The organism is Streptomyces sp. NBC_01351, assembly GCF_036237315.1.
Classification (GTDB): domain Bacteria; phylum Actinomycetota; class Actinomycetes; order Streptomycetales; family Streptomycetaceae; genus Streptomyces.
Map to the genome: position 1 here is coordinate 3685519 of NZ_CP108356.1, position 21935 is coordinate 3707453.

18 protein-coding genes are annotated in these 21935 nt (G+C 72.6%); 12 read left to right on the plus strand and 6 right to left on the minus strand.

Annotated elements, in window-relative coordinates:
- The first annotated feature begins 12 nt into the window (after positions 1 to 12).
- The 5 genes from OG625_RS16765 (at position 13) to OG625_RS16785 (ending at position 5145) form a co-directional block, all read left to right on the plus strand.
- Entirely contained in the window at positions 13 to 981 is a 969-nt protein-coding gene (locus tag OG625_RS16765) for an ACP S-malonyltransferase (protein WP_329381181.1), read from the plus strand.
- Positions 982 to 1031: 50 nt separating this feature from the next.
- Positions 1032 to 2597, plus strand: coding sequence for an acyl-CoA carboxylase subunit beta (locus OG625_RS16770; protein WP_329381184.1), 1566 nt, complete (start codon positions 1032 to 1034; stop codon positions 2595 to 2597).
- A gap of 81 nt (positions 2598 to 2678) precedes the next feature.
- Positions 2679 to 2909 (plus strand): acyl-CoA carboxylase subunit epsilon, encoded by a 231-nt coding sequence (locus OG625_RS16775; RefSeq protein WP_329381187.1) that lies wholly within the window; start codon positions 2679 to 2681, stop codon positions 2907 to 2909.
- Positions 2906 to 3820, plus strand: coding sequence for an alpha/beta hydrolase (locus OG625_RS16780; protein WP_329381190.1), 915 nt, complete (start codon positions 2906 to 2908; stop codon positions 3818 to 3820). Before OG625_RS16775 ends, OG625_RS16780 begins: the two co-directional genes overlap by 4 nt.
- Positions 3820 to 5145 (plus strand): MFS transporter, encoded by a 1326-nt coding sequence (locus OG625_RS16785; protein WP_329381192.1) that lies wholly within the window; start codon positions 3820 to 3822, stop codon positions 5143 to 5145. Before OG625_RS16780 ends, OG625_RS16785 begins: the two co-directional genes overlap by 1 nt.
- Positions 5146 to 5207: 62 nt before the next feature.
- Here the strand turns inward: OG625_RS16785 and OG625_RS16790 are convergent, their stop codons facing one another.
- Positions 5208 to 6149 (minus strand): EamA family transporter, encoded by a 942-nt coding sequence (locus tag OG625_RS16790; RefSeq protein ID WP_329381194.1) that lies wholly within the window; start codon positions 6147 to 6149, stop codon positions 5208 to 5210.
- Between the two features lie 122 nt (positions 6150 to 6271).
- Between OG625_RS16790 and serC the strand changes: the two genes are divergently transcribed.
- Positions 6272 to 7390 carry a phosphoserine transaminase gene (serC, locus tag OG625_RS16795; protein ID WP_329381197.1) on the plus strand — a complete coding sequence of 373 codons (1119 nt, stop codon included), beginning with the start codon at positions 6272 to 6274 and terminating at the stop codon, positions 7388 to 7390.
- 292 nt (positions 7391 to 7682) lie between these two features.
- The gene (locus OG625_RS16800; protein WP_329381200.1) at positions 7683 to 10808 is read left to right on the plus strand and encodes a sacsin N-terminal ATP-binding-like domain-containing protein; all 3126 of its coding nucleotides are present in this window, start codon (positions 7683 to 7685) and stop codon (positions 10806 to 10808) included.
- On the opposite strand, the gene OG625_RS16805 is transcribed toward OG625_RS16800, so the two are convergent.
- Positions 10805 to 11800, minus strand: coding sequence for an ArsR/SmtB family transcription factor (locus OG625_RS16805; protein WP_329381203.1), 996 nt, complete (start codon positions 11798 to 11800; stop codon positions 10805 to 10807). The genes OG625_RS16800 and OG625_RS16805 overlap by 4 nt on opposite strands.
- 82 nt (positions 11801 to 11882) lie before the next feature.
- Here OG625_RS16805 and OG625_RS16810 point away from each other — a divergent pair, with 82 nt between their 5' ends.
- Positions 11883 to 13070: an MFS transporter gene (locus tag OG625_RS16810; protein ID WP_329381205.1), complete on the plus strand. Its 1188-nt coding sequence runs from the start codon at positions 11883 to 11885 to the stop codon at positions 13068 to 13070.
- A gap of 84 nt (positions 13071 to 13154) precedes the next feature.
- Here the strand turns inward: OG625_RS16810 and OG625_RS16815 are convergent, their stop codons facing one another.
- Together OG625_RS16815 and OG625_RS16820 are read right to left on the minus strand one after the other, a co-directional pair.
- Positions 13155 to 15632, minus strand: a complete 2478-nt coding sequence (locus tag OG625_RS16815) for a cation-translocating P-type ATPase (protein ID WP_329381207.1) — start codon at positions 15630 to 15632, stop codon at positions 13155 to 13157.
- A gap of 137 nt (positions 15633 to 15769) precedes the next feature.
- A complete protein-coding gene (locus OG625_RS16820) occupies positions 15770 to 16042 on the minus strand; it encodes a DUF2530 domain-containing protein (RefSeq protein WP_329381210.1) in 273 nt (90 codons plus the stop codon).
- A gap of 128 nt (positions 16043 to 16170) precedes the next feature.
- Between OG625_RS16820 and OG625_RS16825 the strand changes: the two genes are divergently transcribed.
- Complete coding sequence (locus OG625_RS16825) at positions 16171 to 17631, plus strand: NCS2 family permease (RefSeq protein ID WP_329381213.1); 1461 nt, start codon at positions 16171 to 16173, stop codon at positions 17629 to 17631.
- 15 nt (positions 17632 to 17646) lie between these two features.
- Here OG625_RS16825 and OG625_RS16830 read toward each other — a convergent pair whose 3' ends face one another.
- A complete protein-coding gene (locus tag OG625_RS16830) occupies positions 17647 to 17829 on the minus strand; it encodes a hypothetical protein (RefSeq protein WP_030156886.1) in 183 nt (60 codons plus the stop codon).
- Positions 17830 to 17980: 151 nt separating this feature from the next.
- Here OG625_RS16830 and OG625_RS16835 point away from each other — a divergent pair, with 151 nt between their 5' ends.
- The 3 genes from OG625_RS16835 to thpR all read left to right on the plus strand — a co-directional run bounded on the left by OG625_RS16835 (position 17981) and on the right by thpR (position 20679).
- Positions 17981 to 18418 (plus strand): MarR family winged helix-turn-helix transcriptional regulator, encoded by a 438-nt coding sequence (locus OG625_RS16835; RefSeq protein WP_329381216.1) that lies wholly within the window; start codon positions 17981 to 17983, stop codon positions 18416 to 18418.
- Positions 18419 to 18443: 25 nt separating this feature from the next.
- The gene (locus OG625_RS16840; protein WP_329381219.1) at positions 18444 to 19817 is read left to right on the plus strand and encodes an MFS transporter; all 1374 of its coding nucleotides are present in this window, start codon (positions 18444 to 18446) and stop codon (positions 19815 to 19817) included.
- 280 nt (positions 19818 to 20097) lie between these two features.
- Entirely contained in the window at positions 20098 to 20679 is a 582-nt protein-coding gene (gene thpR, locus OG625_RS16845) for an RNA 2',3'-cyclic phosphodiesterase (protein WP_329381222.1), read from the plus strand.
- A gap of 199 nt (positions 20680 to 20878) precedes the next feature.
- Here the strand turns inward: thpR and OG625_RS16850 are convergent, their stop codons facing one another.
- Positions 20879 to 21868 carry an aldo/keto reductase gene (locus OG625_RS16850; protein WP_329381225.1) on the minus strand — a complete coding sequence of 330 codons (990 nt, stop codon included), beginning with the start codon at positions 21866 to 21868 and terminating at the stop codon, positions 20879 to 20881.
- Positions 21869 to 21935 lie beyond the last annotated feature (67 nt).

The following is a 21935-nucleotide window of genomic DNA, read 5'->3' on the forward strand; positions in this document are numbered from 1 at the left end:
GGGCACGACCATATGACCCGCACGGCCTTCGTCTTTCCGAGCCAGGGCTCACAGCGCGTGGGCATGGGCAGGGACCTGTGCGCGCTGCGCCCCGAGATCGCCGAGCGCTACTTCCGGACCGCCGACGACCTGCTCGGCATCCCGCTCTCGCGGCTGTGCCTGTACGGGTCCGCCTCCGAGCTGGCCGACCCGGCGATCGCGCAGCCGGCCGTGTTCCTGACCAGCCTGGTCGCGTACGAGATCCTGCGCGACCACGGCATCGGGCCGGACGCGGTCGCGGGCCAGAGCCTGGGCGAGTACACCGCGCTGACCGCCGCGGGCGTCCTGCACTGGACCGACGCGCTGGAGCTGGTGCGGCTGCGCGGCGAGCTGGTGGCCACCACCAACGACCGGGTGCCCAGCGCCACGGCCGCCGTCCTCGGGCTCAGCCGCGCCGAGGTGCGGTGGCTGTGCGGCGAGGCCGCCCGGAGCACCGGCCGGGTCGTCGAGGTCACCGGCGACAACGATCCGGGGCAGACCGCGGTGTCCGGCGAGAGCGCCGCGGTGGACCGGCTGATGAGCCTGGCCCGCGCGGCGGGCGCCCTGCGGGTCAGGAAGATCGAGACCGGCGGGCCGTTCCACACCAGCCTGCTGCGCGACATCGAGGCCGAGTTCACCGAGGCGCTCATCGGCACCCACTTCGCCAACCCGGTGATCCCGATGGTCTCCAGCGTCACCGGCACCGAGGTGACCACCGCGACCGAGGCCGTGGTGGCGCTGCGCGCGCAACTCACCAGCCAGGTGCGGTGGACGGAGACGGTGCGGCTGCTGGCCGGCCGCGGCACCACCCACTTCGTGGAGGTCGGGCCCGGCCTGGTGCTGACCGGGCTGGGCCGGCGCATCGCGCCCCGCACCCGGTCGCTGGCCACCGGCACCACCCGCCAGTTCGGCCTGACCGTGGCCGCGCTGGCCCCGCAGCACGACGCCGTCGTCGCCGCCTGACCACCCGACCACGCGACCGACCGACCGACGTACGAGAGTTGAGGAAGACGATGCCCACAGCGGACAACACGATCGTGAGCCGGATCGACGAGCTCACCGAGATCAAGGAAACGGCGCGGCTCGGCACGGACCCGGCCGCCACCGAGCGCCAGCACGCCAAGGGCAAGCTGACCGCGCACGAGCGGATCGCGCTGCTCCTGGACAAGGGGTCGTTCAACGAGGTGGAGCCGCTGCGCCGGCACCGCGCGAGCGGCTTCGGGCTGGAGGACAAGAAGCCGCACGGCGACGGCGTCGTCACCGGCTGGGGCAAGGTCCACGGCCGCACGGTGTTCGCCTACGCCCACGACTTCCGGGTCTTCGGCGGCGCGCTCGGCGAGGCGCACGCCCAGAAGATCCACAAGATCATGGACCTGGCGGAGGCGGCGGGCGCACCGCTGGTCTCGCTCAACGACGGTGCGGGCGCCCGCATCCAGGAGGGCGTCAGCGCCCTCGCCGGCTACGGCGGGATCTTCCAGCGCAACACCCGCGCCTCCGGCGTCATCCCGCAGATCAGCGTGATGCTCGGCCCCTGCGCGGGCGGCGCGGCCTACTCCCCCGCCCTCACCGACTTCGTCTTCATGGTCCGCGAGACCTCGCAGATGTTCATCACCGGCCCGGACGTCGTCAAGGCGGTCACCGGCGAGGAGATCAGCCAGAACGGCCTCGGCGGCGCCGACGTGCACTCCACGGTCTCCGGCGTCTCGCACTTCGCGTACGACAACGAGGAGCACTGCATCGAGGACGTCCGCTACCTGCTGTCGCTGCTGCCGGCCAACAACCGGGAGCTGTCCCCGGTGGAGCGCTCCGGCGACCCCGCGGACCGGCTCACCAACGCGCTGCTGGACCTCGTCCCGGCCGAGCCCGGGCAGGCGTACGACATCCGCAAGGTGATCGAGGAGATCGTCGACGACGGCGAGTACTTCGAGGTCCACCCGGCCTGGGCCACCAACATCGTGTGCGCGCTGACCCGGCTCGACGGGCACGTGGTCGGCATCGTCGCCAACCAGCCGGCCTCGATGGCCGGTGTGCTGGACATCGAGGCCTCGGAGAAGGCCGCGCGGTTCGTGCAGTTCTGCGACGCCTTCAACATCCCGCTCGTCACGCTGGTCGACGTGCCGGGCTTCCTGCCGGGCGTGGACCAGGAGCACAACGGCATCATCCGGCGCGGCGCCAAGCTGCTGTACGCCTACTGCAACGCGACGGTGCCGCGGATCTCGCTGGTGCTGCGCAAGGCGTACGGCGGTGCGTACATCGTCATGGACTCGCGCTCCATAGGCGCCGACCTCGCACTCGCCTGGCCGACCAACGAGATCGCGGTGATGGGCGCGGAGGGCGCGGCGAACGTGGTCTTCCGGCGGGAGATCAACGCGGCCGAGGACCCCGAGGCCGTACGTCAGCAGCGGATCACCGAGTACAAGGACGAGCTGATGCACCCGTACTACGCGGCCGAGCGGGGGCTGATCGACGACGTCATCGACCCGCGCGAGACCCGGTCGGTGCTGATCCGCTCGCTGGAGATGCTCCGCACGAAGCAGGCGGACCTGCCGTCGCGCAAGCACGGCAACCCGCCGCAGTGACGGACGCGCCGGCCCGCCACTGACGGACCACGCGGGGTGCTGAACTCCCTCTCTCCTCCTCCCGATTCCGTTTGGAGAACCATGAACCAGCTCATCCGTATCGAGAAGGGCTCCCCCGACCCGGACGAACTGGCCGCGCTCACCGCGGTGGTGCTGGCCCTCGCCTCGGCACGCGCCGAGGCCGCCGAAGCCACCGAGGCCCCCCACGAGCACCGGCCCGCCGGGCGCCCGCCCGTACGCTGGCGACGCCGGGAGCGCCACGTCATCCCCGGAACCGGGCACGGCTGGCGCGGCGGCGGGGCCGCGAGATGACCGCAGAGATCCGTGCCATCACCCTCGACGCCGGCGGCATCCCGATCTCGGCGCTGCTCGCCGAGCCGGTCTCGGCGCCGCCGCGCGCCGCCGTGGTGGCCATACACGGCTGCGGGATGAGCGCCGGCTACTTCGACAGCCGGGCCCGCCCGGGACTCTCGCTGCTCTCCCTGGGCGCCGAGCTCGGCTACAGCGTGCTCTCCGTGGACCGGCCCGGGTACGGGCTGTCGGCCGCCTCCCTGCCCGAGGGACAGGCGCTGGCGGACCAGGCGGCGACCCTGCACTCAGCGCTCGCCGACTTCGCCGACCGGTACGCCACGGGGTGGGGCTTCTTCGTGGTCGCTCACTCCAACGGCGGAAAGCTGGCGCTGGCCACCGCGGCCGCCGGGGAGACCGGCGACCGGCTGCTGGGCCTGGACATCTCGGGGCTGGGCAACCGGCTCGCGGTGGCCCCGCACCAGCTGCCGGGCCAGGACGGCCACGGCGACTGGCGCCGGCACTGGGGAGCCTTGAGGCTGTATCCACCGGATGCCTTCAGGCTGGGTCGAGGCCTGGTGTCCCCGGTGCCGGCCGGTGAGGCCCGGGAGGCTCCGCTGTGGCCCGAGCTGTACCCGGACATAGCCGCCCGCGTGCACGTGCCGGTCCGGTTCACGTTCGCCGAACAGGAGCAGTGGTGGCGCTTCGACGAGGAAGCCGTCGCCGCACTGACCCGGCCGCTGTCGGCCCCGACGGTGCGGGTCGAGAGCCTGCCGGACGCGGGTCACAACATCAGCCTCGGCTGGTCGGCCCGCGCGTACCACCTGCGGGCGCTCGGGTTCCTGGAGGAGCAACTGCTGGCCCTGGACGCCGCACCCGCCGGAGCCCGGCCGGTCATGCGCCGTGAAGGCCGGCACCGACCGACAAGGACCTGATGAAACGCGCGCTCGCCCACAGCTTCCAGTCCCTGACGATACGCAACTTCAGGCTGTTCGCGGGCGGCCAGCTGGCCTCCGTCACCGGCACGTGGATGATGGTCGTCGCCCAGGACTGGCTGGTGCTGTCGCTGACCGGTGACTCGGGGACCGCACTGGGCGTGGTCACGGCGCTGCAGTTCGCGCCGCTGCTGCTGCTCACCCTGTACGCGGGCGGCCTCGCCGACCGCTACGACAAGCGGCGGCTGCTGATCGGCGCGAACGCGGCCTCGGGGGTGCTGGCGCTGCTGCTGGCGGTGCTGGTGCTGGCCGGTGTGGTGCGGGTGTGGCACGTGTGCGTGTTCGCGCTCGCCCTGGGCATCGTCAACGCGGTCGAGGTGCCCACCCGGATGTCCTTCGTGACCGAGCTGGTGGGGCCGGAACTGCTGCCCAACGCCTCCGCGCTGAGCGCCGCGTACTTCAACTCGGCTCGGGTGGTGGGTCCGGCACTGGCCGGCCTGCTGATCGGCTGGCTGGGCACGGGGACCGTGATGGCGGTCAACGCGGTGAGCTACCTGGCGACGGTGGCCGGGCTGCGGCTGATCCGCTCCGAGGAGCTGCACCGCCCCGCCGGGGGCGCGGGCCGGCCGAAGCGGGCGCGGGCCGCGGACGGCATCCGGTACATGGCGGCCCGGCCGGGCCTGTTGCTGCCGATGGCGCTGGTCGCGGTGGTCGGCATGCTGGGCTTCAACTTCCAGCTGACGCTGCCGCTGTTCGCGAAGACCGTGCTGCACGCCGACGCAGCCGCGTTCGGGCTGCTGACCACGGCGATGGCAGCCGGCTCGCTGGCCGCCGCGTTCGCGACGACGCGGCGGCGCGGTCGGCCGCCGCTGCGGCTGGTCATCGTCTCGGCGCTGGCGTTCGGCGTACTGGAGCTGCTGGCCGGGCTGGCTCCCTCGTACGCGGTGGCGGCCGGGCTGCTGTTCCTCACCGGGTTCGCCTCGATCTCCTTCGCCCAGGCGGCCAACCACCGGATCCAGCTGGGCACCGACGTCGCCTACCGGGGCCGGGTGATGGCCCTGTACACGCTGGTGTTCCAGGGCACCACGCCGTTCGGCGCGCTGCTGATCGGCTGGCTCAGCGAGCGCCACGGGGCCAGGGCCGGTCTGCTGGCCGGCGGGGCGGCCACGGCGCTGGCCGCACTGCTGGTCCTGGCGGTGCACCTGTGGCACGCCCGGAGCGCCCGGCGGGCCGGTCCGGGCGGCGAGGCGGGGGCGGCGGACGCACCGGCTCCCGGGGCGAGCGGCCACCGTCCGCCGGCGGCGAGCGGGCCCGTCGGACGGTGAGTGCCCGCGCCGTCCGCGGGCGGCCCCGCCGCGCGCCCGCTCCCGGCGCCTACTTCCCGCCCCTACTTCCCGCGCCTGCCGATCTGCGACCGCACCGCGCCCATGCTCGCCGCGATGACCAGGGCGATGGCCAGGGCGTCGAGGGCGGACAGGGCCTGGTTCAGGACGAGGAAGCCCGCCGTGGCCGCGATGGCCGGTTCCAGGCTCATCAGGATCGCGAAGGTCGGGGCCGGCAGCTTGCGCAGGGCCAGGAGTTCCAGGGTGTACGGCAGGACGGAGGACAGCACGGCCACCCCCACGCCCAGGGCGAGGGTGCTGGGCAGCAGCAGGGTCGAGCCCGCCTCGTAGACGCCCAGCGGGAGGGAGATCACCGCCGCCACCGCCATCGCCAGGGCCAGGCCGTCCGCCTGGGGGAAGCGCCGCCCGGTGCGGGCGCTGAAGACGATGTACGCCGCCCACATCACCCCCGCCCCGAGGGCGAAGGCGGCCCCCAGGGGGTCGAGGCCGCCGAAGCCCGCCCCGCCGTGACTGGAGAGGAGGACGACGCCCGCGAGGGCCAGGCCCGCCCAGAGCAGGTTGACCAGGCGGCGGGAGACGATGACGGAGAGGGCGAGCGGGCCCAGTACCTCCAGGGTGACCGCCGGGCCGAGCGGGATCCGGTCGACGGCCTGGTAGAAGAGCCCGTTCATGCCGGCCATGGCGATGCCGAAGGTGATCACGGTGCGCCAGTCGGAGCGCGAGTAGCCGCGCAGCTTGGGCCGGCACAGGATCAGCAGCACGATCGCGGCGGCCGCCAGCCGCAGGGTGACCACGCCGGCCGCGCCGACCCTGGGCATGATCGTGACCGCGAGCGCCGCGCCGAACTGCACCGAGACGCCCGCCGCGATCACCAGTGCGACCGGGCCGAGGTGCGTCGTGCCGCGTCCCCGAGGGGTGGCCTCCGAGGTCGGGGCGGGCGAAGGGACGGCCGTGGGGATCGGTGAGGGTGACGAGGGCGCGGTCATTTATCCAGATTAGGCGGTCGTAAGGAGTGTCGCTGCGTGTCTTGCCTTACATGTGAGACGGACTCGTCTCATCGGGTGGACGCGCCTCAGTGAGCGCCTGCCCGACCCGATACGCTCCGCCCGTGGCCGAGATCCAGATTCCCGCTGACATCAAGCCCGCCGACGGACGCTTCGGCGCGGGCCCCTCCAAGGTGCGGACCGAGGCGCTGGACGCCCTCTCCGCCACCGGAACCTCCCTGCTCGGAACCTCCCACCGTCAGGCCCCGGTCAAGAACCTGGTCGGATCGGTGCGCCAGGGTCTCCGCGACCTCTTCTCCCTCCCCGAGGGCTACGAGGTGATCCTGGGCAACGGCGGCTCCACCGCCTTCTGGGACATCGCGACCGCCGGGCTCATCGAGCAGAAGTCCCAGCACCTCACCTTCGGCGAGTTCTCCTCCAAGTTCGCCAAGGCCGCGAAGCTCGCGCCGTGGCTGGACGAGCCCTCCGTGATCTCCTCCGAGCCGGGCACGCACCCCGAGCCGGTCGCCGAGGCGGGCGTGGACGTGTACGCGTACACGCACAACGAGACCTCGACGGGTGTCGCGGCGCCGATCAAGCGCGTCGCGGGCGCGGACGCCGGTTCGCTCGTCCTGGTGGACGCCACCTCGGGCGCCGGCGGTCTGCCGGTGGACATCACCGAGACGGACGTCTACTACTTCGCCCCGCAGAAGTCCTTCGCCTCGGACGGCGGCCTGTGGCTGGCCGCGTTCTCCCCGGCCGCCCTGGAGCGCGCCGCCCGCGTGCACGCGTCGGGCCGGCACATCCCGGAGTTCTTCTCGCTGCCGACGGCGATCGACAACTCGCTGAAGAACCAGACGTACAACACCCCGGCGCTGTCCACCCTCTTCCTGCTGAACGAGCAGCTGGAGTGGATGAACAGCCAGGGCGGCCTGGAGTTCACCACCGGCCGTACGGCCGCCAGCGCGCGCAACCTGTACGGCTGGGCGGAGGCCTCGAAGTACGCGAGCCCGTTCGTCGTGGACGCCGACAAGCGCTCCGCCGTCATCGGCACGATCGACTTCTCCGACGACATCGACGCGGCGGCCGTCGCCAAGGTGCTGCGCGCCAACGGGATCGTGGACACCGAGCCGTACCGCAAGCTCGGCCGCAACCAGCTGCGCATCGCGATGTTCCCGGCGATCGACCCGGCGGACGTGCAGGCGCTGACGGCGTGCATCGACTACGTCATCGAGCAGCTCTGACCTGACCGGCCTGACCGGCCTGACCGGCTTACGCGAAGCACCCGGAGCCCCCGGCGACCCCTGGTCGCCGGGGGCTCCGGCGTTCTGAGAGCTCCGGCACCTCAAGCCCGACCGTTCACCGCGGAGGGCAGGGGGGAATCACCCTCATTCACGGGGGCGAAGAGGTCAATTGGGACGCCGACGTCGTCGTGTTCGCGCACCTCACGGGCAAGGCGTAGCTCTGCACGCGATACCTTCAGGGCTCCGGGGCCAGGACTGTCAGGACTCCGGGGAGCGACTTGGAGGCAGCGGCGTGAGCGTGCGAGTGACGGCGGCCCAGAGCGGCGTGGACCCCTTCGGCACGGCCCGGCTCCGGCGCGGGGTGCTCGACGCGTGGGGAGCGGGCCCGGCCCGGTTCCGGGAGGACGCCAACGCCGAGGAGGACCTCGCGCTCGGCGGCTACCGCGACCGGCTCGTCGTCGAGCTGGCGCAGAACGCGGCCGACGCCGCCGCCCGGGCCCAGGTGCCGGGCCGACTGCGGCTGACCCTGCACCCCGCCCCCGGCGAGGGCGACCACGGGCACGCGGTACTGGCCGTGGCCAACACCGGTGCCCCGCTGGACGCGACGGGCGTGGAGTCGCTGTCCACGCTGCGGGCATCCGCCAAGCGGGAGTCCGCGGGCGACAGCGTCGGCCGCTTCGGCGTCGGCTTCGCCGCCGTGCTGGCCGTCTCCGACGAACCCGCGGTGCTGGGCCGGCACGGCGGGGTGCGCTGGTCCCTGGTCGAGGCCCGCGAGCTGGCCCGGGGCGCCGCCGTCGGCAGCCCCGGCCTCGGCGACGAGCTGCGCCGCCGCGACGGCCACGTGCCGCTGCTGCGGCTCCCGCTGCCCGCCGAGGGCACCGCGCCCGACGGCTACGACACGGTGGTCGTCCTCCCGCTGCGCGACGCGGCCGCCGAGGGCCTGGTGGAGCGGCTGCTCGCCGGGATCGACGACGCCCTGCTGCTGACCCTGCCCGGGCTGCGCGAAGTGGTCGTGGAGACCCCGGCCGGAGGCAGCCGCACCCTCCACCGCCGCGACGAGGGCCCGTACACCGTCATCGAGGACTCCCAGAACGGTACGAGCCGCTGGCGCACCGTCCGCCACGGCGGCCCCATCGAGCGGGCGCTGCTCGCCGACCGGCCCGTGGAGGAGCGGCTGCGGCCCTCCTGGGCGGTGTCCTGGGCGGTACCCGTCGACGACGAGGGCGCCCCGGTACGCCCCGCCACCGCACCGGTGGTGCACGCGCCGACCCCGACCGACGAGCCGCTGGGCATTCCCGCGCTGCTCATCGCGACCCTGCCGCTGGACACCACCCGCCGGCACCCCGCGCCGGGGCCGCTGACCGACTTCCTCGTGGAGCGCGCGGCCGACGCGTACGCCGAACTGCTCGGCGACTGGGAGCCGGTGAGCACCGCGCTCGTGGACCTCGTACCGGGCCCGCTCGGCAAGGGCGAGCTCGACGGGGCCCTGCGCGCGGCCGTGCTGAAGCGTCTGCCCCGCACCGCCTTCCTCGCCCCGGCGGCCCCCTCCGAGGAGCTGACCGCGCTGCGCCCCTTCGAGGCCGAGGTGGTCGAGGGCGCGGGCGCCGACACCGTCCGCGTGCTCGCGGAGGTACTGCCGACGCTGCTCCCGGCCGGCCTGGAACGCCGCCCCGAGCTGCGCACGCTGGGCGTGGGCCGGCTCCCGCTTGGGGACGCCATCGAGCGGATCGCGGGCATCGAGCGGACCCCCGACTGGTGGCACCGGCTCTACGACAGCCTCGCCGGGGTGGACCCGGACCGCCTGTCCGGGCTCCCGGTGCCGCTCGCCGACGGCCGCACCGCCATCGGCCCCCGCCACATCCTCCTCCCCTCCGCGGACACCCCGGCCGACCTCGCCCGCCTCGGGCTCAAGGTGGCCCACCCGGACGCGACGCACCCGCTGCTGGAGAAGCTCGGCGCCCTCCCGGCCACGGCGCGGGCCGTCCTGACGACCCCGCAGGTGCGGGCGGCCGTCGCGGCCTCCCTGGACGCGGGCGAGATCTGGGACGAGGACGCGGACACCCCGGACGCCGACGAACTGGCCGAGATCGTCCTGACCCTGGTCCGCGACGCGGACCTCTCCCCCGGCGACGAGCCCTGGCTCGGAGCCCTCGCCCTGCCCGACGAGGACGGCGAACTGACCCCCGCGGGTGAACTCCTCCTCCCCGGCAGCCCCTTGGCCTCGGTCATCCGCGAGGACGAGGTCCCGTACGTGGACGCCGAGCTGGCCGCCCGCTGGGACGCCGACACCCTCACCGCCTGCGGAGTGCTGGCCACCTTCCAGCTGGTCCGCGCCACGGACGTGGTCCTCGATCCGGACGAACTGGAGCCGCGCGAGGGCGACTTCGCCGAGCCCGACGACGCGGGCCTGCTCGACGCCGTCGACGTCTGGTGCGAGGACCTCCTCGACCAGTTCCCGGACACCCCGGTCCCGCCGGTCGCCACGGAACTGATCGCCGTCCGCGACCTCGACCTCGTCGACGACGACTGCTGGCCCCAGGCCCTCGCGATGCTCGCCCAGCCCCCGCTCCGCGACGCCCTCACCCAGCCGGTGCGCATCCTCCTCCCGGACGGCACCACGCAGTCCGTGCGCTCGTACACCGCATGGTGGCTGCGCGACCACCCGGTGCTCGACGGCCGCCGCCCGGCCGGGCTGCGCGCGGCGGGCGGCGACCCGCTCCTGGAGGGCCTCTACACCTCGGCGGACGCCACCGGCTTCGAGGACGAACAGGTCCTGCGCGCCCTCGGCGTACGCACCTCCGTCGCCGCCCTCCTGGACGAGCCCGGCGGCGCGGCCGAGCTCCTGGGCCGCCTCGCCGACCCGGACCGCGAGGTCACCGGCCGCCAGCTGCACGGCCTGTACGGGGCCCTGGCCGACCTGGACCCCGAGCAGGTCACCCTCCCCGACGAGCTGCGCGCGGTGGTGGACGGCGAGGTGGTCGTGGTCGACGCCGCCGACGCCCTCGTGGCCGACGCCCCCGACCTCCTCCCCCTCACCACCGGCCTCCCCCTCCTCCCCGTCGCCCCGTCCCGGGCGGCGGACCTGGCGGAACTCCTCCAGGTCCGCCGCCTCTCGGAGACGGTCCCGGCGGAGGTCACGACACCGGGCGAGGAGCACGACGTACCCGAATCCGTCCGCATCCTCCTCGGCCCCTCCACCCCCCGCACCTACCTCGAACACGAGGAACTGATCGCGGGCGGCATCGAACTCGACTGGCGCCGCACCCCCGACGGCACGCTCCACGCGGCCACCCTGGAAGGCGTGGCGGCCGGCCTCGCCTGGTCGGCGTCCCAATGGCCCCGCCGCTTCGAGGTGGCAGCCCTGCTGGAGGACCCGTCCCGGACCGGCGAACTGGCCCGCGACCGCTGGTTCGACTAGGGCGCCGCCACCGGCGTGAGCAGGGCGTCGGCGACGGCCGTGCGGGCGTAGAGCACCGAGCGGCCGTTGCGGTGCGCGGTGACCAGGCCCGCGTTCCGCAGGGCCGTCAGGTGCTGGGACACCCCGGGGGCGGACAGGCCGCAGCTGCGGGCGAGCTGCGTGGTCGAGGCCGGGGTGTCGAGTTCGGCGAGCAGCTGGGCGCGGGAGCGGCCGAGGACGGCGGCGACGGCCTCGGCGGCGGCCCCGGTCGTACGGGGCTCCCACAGGTCGCCGATGCCCCGGGCGGGGTAGGCGAGTTGCGGCGGGTCGGGCGCCACCGAGCGGGTCAGTACGCGGGGCCAGGCGAAGGCGGAGGGCACCAGGAGCATGCCGGAGCCCGTCTGGTCCCGGGTCAGCCCGCACTGCCTGCGGACCAGGTGCAGGGTGCCGTCGTCCCAGCTGACCGTGGAGTGCAGCTCGTTCAGGACGTAGGCGGAGCCGTGCTCGGCGACCTGCCGGGCGCGGTGGAAGAGGTCGGCCTCCAGCAGCCGGCGGATGCGGGGCCAGTACGGGGCGAGCGCGAGCTCCCAGTACGTCTCGATCTCCTCCGCGACCTTCTCCAGCGCGGCGGCGGGCTCTTCGTGGAGCAGCCGGAGCCGGGCCGCCGGGCCGTCGGACTTGCGGCTCAGCGTGGCGAGGTCCGCGCGGACCTGTTCGGGGCTGTTGCGGCGGATCGCGTCGAGTTCGGCGGCGAGCTGGGGGAAGGGCCCGGCCGGGGCGGGGTTGAGGAAGTCCGCGAGGTAGCCGTTGCCGGGGATCAGCGCGGCCAGCCAGCCCCGGTCCAGGCCCGCCCGCAGCAGCCGGGGCCTGACCTGCGCGGCCCAACGGCGGTGCAGCGGGGGGTCGGCGTCCTCCCTGAGCAGCCGGAAACTGGTGACGACCTCCCACATCGGGGAGACCGCGAACCTGGTCTGCGCCAGGTCCGCCGCCGAGAAACTCAGTCCTGATTCCATGAAGAACGCCCCCGAGGATCCGTTGGATTCGGTCTGAGCTTAATCAGTTCGGGTCCGGGGGTGCAGGGCGCAGGCTCCTCGTATGCCCTCCACCTTCCGCGGACTCCCGCCCACCGTATGGACCCTCTTCGCCGGAACGATCGTCAACCGCCTCGGCCACCTCGTCACCCCGTTCCTGGTGTTCCTGCTGGCGGACCGCGGCATCACCGGCGCCGAGACCTCGTACGTCCTGGGCGCCCTGGGGGCGGGCAACCTGCTGGGCCCGGTGCTCGGCGGGGCGCTCGCCGACCGGATGGGGCGCCGCCCGACGATCCTGATCGGGCTGATCGGCGCCGCGGCGGCGCAGGGCGCGCTGTTCCTCGCACCCGGGGTGTGGACGATGGCGGCGGCGGCGCTGCTGCTCAGCGCCGCCTCGGCGACGGTCGGCCCGGCCGCGTACGCGCTGATGGCCGACGCGGTGGACGCGCAGCGGCGCCAGCGGGCGTACGCGCTGTTCGGCTGGGGCGTCAACATCGGCACGGCCGTCGCGGGCGTCCTCGGCGGTTTCCTGGCCGCGCACGGCTACTGGCTGCTCTTCGCGGTCGACGCCGGCACCCTGCTGGTCTACGCCGCCGTGGTCGCGGCCCGGCTGCGCGAGCCGCAGCGGGCCCCGGCGGCGGGCGAGGACGCGGGCGTGGGCTACGGGGTCGTCGTGCGCGACCGGCTGATGCTCCTGCTGCTCCCGGTCTTCGGCATCCAGCTGTTCGTGTACTCGCTGACCGAGGTCGCGCTGCCGCTGGCCGTCCGCGACAGCGGGCTCTCCCCGGCCGTGTACGGGGCACTGGCCGCGGTCAACGCGGTGCTGGTGGTGGCCCTCCAGCCGTTCGTGACGGCCCGCCTCGCGAAGCTGCCGCAGCTGCGGGTCCAGGCCGCGGGCAGTGCGCTGATCGCCCTCGGGGTGGCGGTGACGGGCCTGGCCGACAGCTTCGCCGGGTACGCGCTGTCGGTGGTGCTCTGGTCGCTGGGCGAGGTGGTCGTCGCCGGGATCGCGGCCTCGGTGGTCGCGGGACTGGCCCCGGCCCACGCCCGCGGCCGCTACCAGGGCGCCTTCAGCTGGACCTGGGGCGTGGCCCGCTTCACCGCGCTGACGGTGGGCGTGAGCGTCTACACCGGCCTGGGTGCGGCGACCCTGTGGTGGACCGCCCTGGTCGCGGGCCTCGTCACGGCGGCGGCCACGTTGGCCCTGCGCACCCGCGTCGAGGCCCGCGACGCCCACGCGCTGGCCGCGTAGGGCTCCCGGACCCCGTACCGCCCGGGCCCTGTACAGGGGTCAGGACCCGGGCGGCACGGTCGGGCGCGGCGGGTACCGCACAGGTCAGGCCGGGAACTTCCGGTCCACCCAGCGGAAGGTGAACTCGATCAGGGTCGCCGCCGCCGCCGCGATGCCCACCGCGATCCACGGCATCGTGGTGCCCTCCAGCTTCAGCTGGAAGAAGTCCTGGAGCCAGGGCACCACGAGGACGATCAGGAACGCTCCGCCCATCGCGCCGACGAGGCCGACCCGCCACCAGGTGTACGGGCGGGCGATGATCGCCAGGACCCACATCGAGGTGAGGAAGAGGGTCAGGGTGGCCGCGCTGGTCTCGGACTTCAGGGCGTCGGGGCCGGTGTAGTAGGAGCGGGCGACGACGTACGTCACGAAGGTGGCGGTCGCCGCGACGATGCCGCCGGGGATCGCGTAGCGCATGACGCGCTTCACGAAGTGCGGCTTGGCGCGCTCCTTGTTGGGGGCCAGGGCCAGGAAGAAGGCCGGGATGCCGATGGTGAGGGTGGACAGCAGGGTCAGGTGGCGGGGCAGGAAGGGGTATTCGACCTGCGAGCAGACCACCAGGATCGCCAGGAGGACGGAGTAGACCGTCTTCGTGAGGAAGAGGGTGGCGACCCGGGTGATGTTGCCGATGACCCGGCGGCCCTCGGCGACCACCGAGGGGAGCGTGGAGAAGCTGTTGTTCAGGAGCACGATCTGGGCGACGGCGCGGGTGGCCTCGGAGCCCGAGCCCATGGAGACGCCGATGTCGGCGTCCTTGAGGGCGAGTACGTCGTTGACGCCGTCGCCCGTCATCGCGACCGTGTGGCCCCGGGACTGGAGGGCGCCGACCATGTCGCGCTTCTGCTGCGGGGTGACGCGGCCGAAGACCGCGTTCGCGTCCAGGGCGTCGGCCATGCCGGCCTGTTCGGTGGGGAGCTTGCGGGCGTCCACGGTGTTCTCCGCGCCCGGCAGCCCCAGCTTTCCGGCCACCGCGCCGACGGAGACCGCGTTGTCCCCGGAGATGACCTTGGCCTTGACGTCCTGGTCCTCGAAGTAGCGCAGGGTGTCGGCGGCGTCGGGGCGCAGCCTCTGTTCCAGGACGACGAGGGCGGTCGGGCGGACGCCGGTGGCGACGGCCGCGTCGTCGAGTTCGCGGGCGGAGCGGGCGAGGAGGAGGACGCGCAGGCCCTGTTCGTTGAGGTCGTTGATCTCGTCGAGGGCCGGGTCCCCGGCGGGGAGGAGGACGTCGGGGGCGCCGAGGAGCCAGGTGTTGTTCTCGCCGTCGCCCTCGCTGAAGCTGGCGCCGCTGTACTTGCGGGCGGAGGAGAAGGGCAGGGACTCGGTGCAGCGCCACTCCGCGCTCACGGGGTAGGCGTCGATGATCGCCTGGAGGCTGGCGTTGGGGCGCGGGTCGGACTCGCCGAGGGCGCCGAGCACCTTCTTGACGTACGCCGGGTCCGCGCCGCCGAGGGGGCGGAGTTCGGTGACGTCCATACCGCCCTCGGTGAGGGTGCCGGTCTTGTCGAGGCAGACCACGTCGACGCGGGCGAGGCCCTCGATGGCGGGCAGTTCCTGGACCAGGCACTGCTTGCGGCCCAGGCGGATGACGCCGATCGCGAAGGCGACGGAGGTGAGGAGGACGAGCCCCTCGGGGATCATCGGGACGATGCCGCCGACGGTGCGGGCGATGGAGTCCTTGAGGTTGTTGTCCTTGACGACGAGCTGGCTGATGATCAGGCCGATCGAGGTCGGCACCATCATCCAGGTGACGTACTTGAGGATGGTGGAGATGCCGGAGCGCAGCTCGGAGTGGACGAGCGTGAAGCGGGAGGCCTCTTCGGCGAGCTGAGCGGCGTAGGCCTCGCGGCCGACCTTGGTGGCGGTGAAGGCGCCACCGCCGGCGACCACGAAGGACCCGGACATGACCAGGTCGCCGGGCTTCTTCAGGACGGGGTCGGCCTCGCCGGTGAGCAGGGACTCGTCGATCTCCAGACTCTCGGCCTCGCCGACGGATCCGTCGACGACGACCTTGTCGCCGGGTCCGAGTTCGATGACGTCACCGAGGACGATCTCGGAGGTGGAGATCTCGGCGGTTCGGCCGTCGCGGCGGACGCTGGGTTTGGCCTCGCCGATGACGGCCAGGCCGTCGAGGGTCTTCTTGGCGCGCAGTTCCTGGATGATGCCGATGCCGGTGTTCGCGATGATCACGAAGCCGAAGAGGCTGTCCTGGATCGGCGCGACGAAGAACATGATCACCCAGAGGACGCCGATGATGGCGTTGAAGCGGGTGAAGACGTTCGCACGGATGATGTCGGCGGTGGAGCGGCTGCTGCGGACGGGGACGTCGTTGACGTCGCCGCGCGCGACGCGCTCGGCGACCTCGGCGGTGGTCAGCCCGGCGGGCTTGAACCGGGGTGCCGGTGGCTGCACGGGGTGCACCGGATCGAGCTCTGCGCCCGCGTCGATGGCCGCGGTGCCGCCTGCCCGGCCGCCCGCGGCGCCGCTCGGCTCCGGCCCGTCGTCGATGTCTGCCCGCTGCGTCATGGTTCCGACGGTAAGGGCGGTTCGAACACCGCACCTGCCGAGCGGGCCGAAGATCCGACTTCGGGATGACCCGAATCGTCCGCTGGTAGCCGTTGGCCGTCAGCCGGGGGCGGGACTGGGTACGGGTACGGGTACGGCTACGGCTGCTCGGCCCGCTCGGCAGCCTCGGCCGCGTGACGCTTGAGCGCAGCGTCCCGGCCGCGGACGTACCAGATGCCGATCAGGCCGAGGAAGCCGCCGGCCGCACAGGTCCAGACCCACCACAGCAGGTCCCGGTCGGCGAACCAGCCGTAGAAGGGCAGCTGGACGAGGAACAGGGCGAACCAGAGGATCGTGCCACCGGTGACGGTGGCGACGACCGGGCCCTCCAAGGGCTCGGGCGCCTCGTGCTTCGCAATCCATTTCGCCATGCCGCAAGTCTAGGCGGCCGCGCTCGGGGTCTACGCGCGGAGATGGACGCCCCTTCGTTCATGTGTTCATACTGAAACGGTTTGGGCGAGGCCCATTTTCTTCGTATGAACCCCCATTTGAGGACCGTATGAGCACGTCGGCTCCCGCCCCCGAAGCCATCCGTCCGGAGCCTTCCCCCCAGGGACCCTCCGGCGGGCTCGACCGCTACTTCAAGATCTCCGAGCGCGGCTCGACCATCGCCCGCGAGGTCCGCGGCGGCTTCGCCACCTTCTTCGCGATGGCCTACATCATCGTGCTGAACCCGATCATCCTCGGCAGCGCGAAGGACATGTACGGGAACCAGCTCGACGGCGGCCAGCTCGTCACGGCGACCGTCCTGACCGCGGCCTTCACCACCCTCCTCATGGGTGTCATCGGCAACGTCCCGATCGCGCTGGCCGCCGGACTCGGGGTCAACACGGTCGTCGCCCTTCAGCTCGCGCCGCGCATGAGCTGGCCCGACGCCATGGGCATGGTGGTCCTGGCCGGCTTCGTCGTGATGCTGCTGGTCGCGACCGGCCTGCGCGAGCGGGTCATGAACGCCGTCCCGACGGGCCTGCGCAAGGGCATCGCGATCGGCATCGGCCTGTTCATCATGCTGATCGGCCTGGTCGACTCCGGCTTCGTCACCCGCATCCCGGACGCCGCGCACACCACGGTCCCGCTCCAGCTCGGCACGGGCGGCCACCTGCACGGCTGGCCCGTCCTGATCTTCGCGGTCGGCGTGCTGCTCACGCTCGCGCTGCTGATCCGCAAGACGCCCGGTGCCATCCTGATCTCCATCGTGGCGATGACCGTCGTCGCGGTCGCCGTCCAGCTGGTCGTCAAGCTCCCCGACACCGGGTGGGGCCTGACCGTCCCGGAGTGGCCGGGCAATCCGGTGGCCGCGCCCGACTTCGGCCTGGTCGGCCAGGTCAGCCTCTTCGGCGGCTTCGGGAAGGTCGGGGTGCTGACGGGCGTCCTGTTCGTCTTCACCGTGCTGCTGTCCTGCTTCTTCGACGCCATGGGCACGATCCTCGGCGTCGGCGACGAGGCGAAGCTGATCGACAAGAAGACCGGCGAGTTCCCCGGGATCAACCGGGTCCTGCTGGTCGACGGCCTGGCCGTCGCCTCGGGCGGCGCGACCTCCTCCTCCGCGACCACCTGCTTCGTGGAGTCCACGGCCGGTGTCGGCGAGGGCGCCCGCACGGGTCTGGCGAACGTCGTGACGGGCGGTCTCTTCGCCGTGGCGCTGTTCCTCACCCCGCTCGCCACCATGGTCCCGTCCCAGGCCGCGACCCCCGCCCTGGTGGCGGTCGGCTTCCTGATCCTGGCGGGCTCGGTCAAGGACATCGACTGGAGCGACTTCACCATCGCCGTCCCGGCCTTCCTGGCCATGGTGATGATGCCCTTCACGTACTCGATCACCAACGGCATCGGCATCGGCTTCGTGAGCTTCTGCGCGCTGCGGCTCGCGACCGGCCGGGGCCGTGAGGTCCCGGTGGCCATGTACGTCGTGTCGGCGGTGTTCGTCTTCTACTACGCGATGCCCGCCCTCGGCCTCACGTAAGGCTGGTGCCCGGGCTCACGTCAGCCCGTAGAACTTCTCCGTCTCGTCGACGGCCGCCTTGAAGCGCTCGTCGAAGTCGTCGCGAATGAGCGTCCGGACCACGTAGTCCTGGACGCTCATTCCGCGTTTGGCGGCATGAGTCCGGAGCCTGTCGAGGAGCTCCCCGTCTATGCGCATGCTCAGCACATGTGTCCCCATGCCGAAAGAGTCGGGGCTGAGGGCGTGTACGCGTGTCACTTTCCGCGCCCCACTCACCCTTACGAGTGATGAAGCCATGACGGAGGCGTGACGGAGGGGGCCAGGGGAAACCCGGTGTTCTTTAGCTAGAGTAATGAGTTACTCTAAGGACATGCGTGACCTTTCCCATGGCGACGACGCAGCCGCCGTGAACGACCTCCGCTCCGCCGTCATGCGGCTGGGCCGACGCCTCAAGCACCAGCGCGTCGACGAGTCGCTGAGCCCGACCGAGATGTCGGTCCTCGGCACCCTCGCCCGCTGCGGCCAGGCCACCCCCGGTGAGCTGGCCCGGCGCGAGCACGTGCAGCCGCCGTCGATGACCCGCATCGTCGCCCTGCTGGAGGCCAAGGGACTGGTCACGCTGGAGCCGCACCCCGACGACCGCCGCCAGAAGGTGGTCCGCCAGACCGAGGAAGCCGAAGCGATGCTCGAAGAGAGCCGCCGCAAGCGCAACGCCTTCCTGGCCGGGCTCGCGGCCGAGCTGACCGAGGAGGAGTGGGCCAAGCTGCGCGAGGCCGCACCCGTCCTGGAGAAGCTCGCGCACCTATAGGGACGACGCCAGGAGGCGAACGCTTTTGAGTACGGGAAACGGAGCAGACTCCGCACCCGACCACATATCCACCCCCACTACTGATGCACACGCGGGCAAGAACCCGGGCAAGAGCTCGGGCAGGAACTCGGGCAAGAACTCGATGTTCAGCTCGCTGAAGATCCGGAACTACCGGCTCTACGCGACCGGCCAGGCCGTGTCGAACACGGGCACCTGGATGCAGCGCATCGCCCAGGACTGGCTGGTCCTCTCCCTGACCGGCTCCGCCTCCGCCGTCGGCATCACCATCGCCCTGCAGTTCCTGCCGATGCTGCTGTTCGGCCTCTACGGAGGCGTCCTCGCGGACCGGCTGCCCAAGCGGCCGCTGCTGATCACCACCCAGAGCGCCATGGGCCTCACCGGGGTCGCACTCGCCGTGCTCACCCTCGCCGGACACGTCCAGGTCTGGCACGTCTACCTCGCCGCCTTCCTGCTCGGCCTCGTCACCGTCGTGGACAACCCGGCCCGGCAGACGTTCGTCCCCGAGATGGTCGGCAAGGACCAGCTGGCCAACGCCGTCAGCCTGAACTCGGCGAACTTCCAGTCCGCGCGGCTGGTCGGCCCGGCGATCGCCGGTGTGCTGATCACCGCCGTCGGCTCCGGCTGGGCCTTCCTGCTGAACGGACTGTCCTTCGCCGCGCCCGTCATCGGCCTGCTCCTGATGCGCACGAGCGAACTGCGCCCGGTCGAACCGCAGCCCCGCGCGAAGGGGCAGCTGCGCGAGGGCCTGCGCTACGTCGCCGGAAAGCCGGAGCTGGTCTGGCCGATCGTGCTGGTCGGCTTCATCGGGACCTTCGGGTTCAACTTCCCGATCTGGCTCTCCGCGTTCGTCAGCGACGTCTTCCACGGCGACGCGGGCACCTACGGCCTCTTCAACACGCTGATCGCGGCCGGCTCCCTGGCCGGCGCGCTGCTCGCGGCCCGGCGGGGGATCTCCCGGCTCCGGCTGCTGACGGCGGCCGCCGCGCTGTTCTCCGTGCTGCTGGTCGTGACGGCCTTCGCGCCGGGCTTCTGGCTGTTCGCGGCGCTGCTCGTGCCGATCGGGCTGTTCGGGCTGACGGTCAACGTCACGGCCAACTCCACCGTGCAGATGGCCACCGACCCCGAGATGCGGGGGCGGGTCATGGCCCTGTTCATGATGGTGTTCACGGGCGGCACGCCGGTCGGTGCGCCGCTCATGGGCTGGATCACGGACGCGTACGGTGCGCGGATCGGGATGGTGGCGGGTGGTCTGATCTCGCTGGCCGCCTCTGCCGCCATCGCGGTGGTTCTCGCTCGTGTCGGCAACCTCCGCCTCCGCGTGAACCGCCACGGCGTGGCCTTCGTCCCGGCGGCCCGCCAACTGGTTACGGCCGCCTGATCCCGCCTGCGGCCCGCCCTCCCGGGGCTCCGCCCCAGACCCTCCCCCAGACTCCGTCCGGGGGGACCCCCACGCCTCAAACGCCGGCGAGGCTGGATTGCCCTCCGGGCAATCCAGCCCGCCCGGGCGCGCACTTGTCAGCTGACGTCGGCCAAAATCCAGCCCCGCCGGCGTTTGAGGCGCGGGGGTTCGGGGGCGGAGCCCCCGCAGCGGCGCCGCAGACGAACGGCACGCCCGATCCGGCAGCATCCGCACCGACGGCCCCTATACGCTCGGCGGCATGAGACTGTTCGTCGCCGTGCTGCCGCCCCCCGCGGTCGTCGAGGAGCTCGCGCAGGCCCTGGAGGGGCTGCGCGACGACCGGCTGCGCTGGACCGCCCAGGCGGGCTGGCACTTCACGCTGGCCTTCCTCGGTGAGGTACGGGACGAGGTGCTCCCCGAACTGCACACCCGGCTCGCCCGCGCCGCCCACCGCACGGCCCCCTTCACCCTGCGGCTGCACGGCGCCGGGCACTTCGGGGACCGCGCGCTGTGGATCGGGGCCGCCGGGGACCTCGACGCGCTGCGGATGCTCTCCGAGCGGGCCGACGCCGCCGCGCGGCGGGCCGGGGTACCGATGGGGCAGCACCACCGGTACACCCCGCACCTCACCCTCGGCCGCAGCCGCGACATCAAGCGCGACCACCCCGAACAGGGCGGGGGCGACGGCCTGCGGCCCTACCTGGAGGCGCTCGCCCCCTACGAGGGAACCGCCTGGCCGGTCACCGAACTGAGCCTGGTCCGCAGCAACCTGCCCACCAGCGGCGTCCCCGGCGAGCAGCCCCGCTACGAGACCGTGGCCGCCTGGCCCCTGGAGGGCTGAGGGCGGGGGCCCCTCCGCGTGCCCGGCTCGGCCCCCTGCGTCCACGGTGCGGGGGCTGTCGCGTTAGGCTCGACGGGTGGATCCCAAGACCAGAAACCGTGTGATGGCCGGCGTGCTCGTGCTGATGTTCCTCGTCGTGGCCGTAGCGGCCGCCGTGGGCCAGTAGCGCCCGGCGGCGTCCGCTACGGCTCGACGCCGGTCACCAGGCGAAGGCCTCCGGAGACGGCCCCGGCCCGGGGAAGACCTCGTCCAGCCCGGCCAGCACCTCCTCGCTCAGCTCCAGCTCCAGCGCGCGCAGCGCACTGTCGAGCTGCTCCGCCGTGCGCGGGCCGACGATGGGGCCCGTCACGCCCGGCCGGGTGAGCAGCCAGGCCAGCGCCGTCTCGCCGGGCTCCAGGCCGTGCTTGTCGAGCAGGTCCTCGTACGCCTGCACCTGCGCCCGTACCGTGCTGTTGGCCAGCGCGTCCGCGGACCGGCCGGATGCCCGGCGGCCGCCCTCGACCTCCTTCTTGATGACCCCGCCCAGCAGCCCGCCGTGCAGCGGGGACCAGGGGATGACCCCGAGGCCGTACTCCTGGGCCGCCGGGAGGACCTCCATCTCGGCCCGCCGCTCGGCGAGGTTGTAGAGGCACTGCTCGCTGACCAGGCCGACCATCCCGCGGCGGGCGGCCGTCTCGTTGGCCTGAGCGATCTTGTAGCCGGGGAAGTTGGAGGAGCCGGCGTAGAGGATCTTCCCCTGCTGGATGAGCACGTCGACGGCCTGCCAGATCTCCTCGAAAGGGGTCCGGCGGTCGATGTGGTGGAATTGATACAGGTCGATGTGGTCGGTCTGGAGCCGCTTGAGGCTGGCCTCGACGGCCCGGCGGATGTTGAGCGCCGACAACCGGTCCTCGTTGGGCCAGGTGTCTGCCTCGCGGGACATCGAGCCGTAGACCTTGGTGGCCAGGACCGTCTTCTCGCGCCGGCCGCCGCCCTGGGCGAACCAGGTGCCGATGATCTCCTCGGTACGGCCCTTGCTCTCACCCCACCCGTACACATTGGCGGTGTCGAAGAAGTTCAGACCCGCGTCGAGCGCGGAATCCATGATCGAGTGGCTGGTCGGTTCGTCGGTCTGCGGACCGAAGTTCATCGTGCCGAGGACGAGTCGGCTGACCTTGAGTCCGGTGCGTCCGAGCTGCGTGTACTTCATGGGGCACAAGCCAACTGCTTGGAGTCCACTCAAGGCAAGGGCCTAATCCGGGGCGCCAACTCCTGCG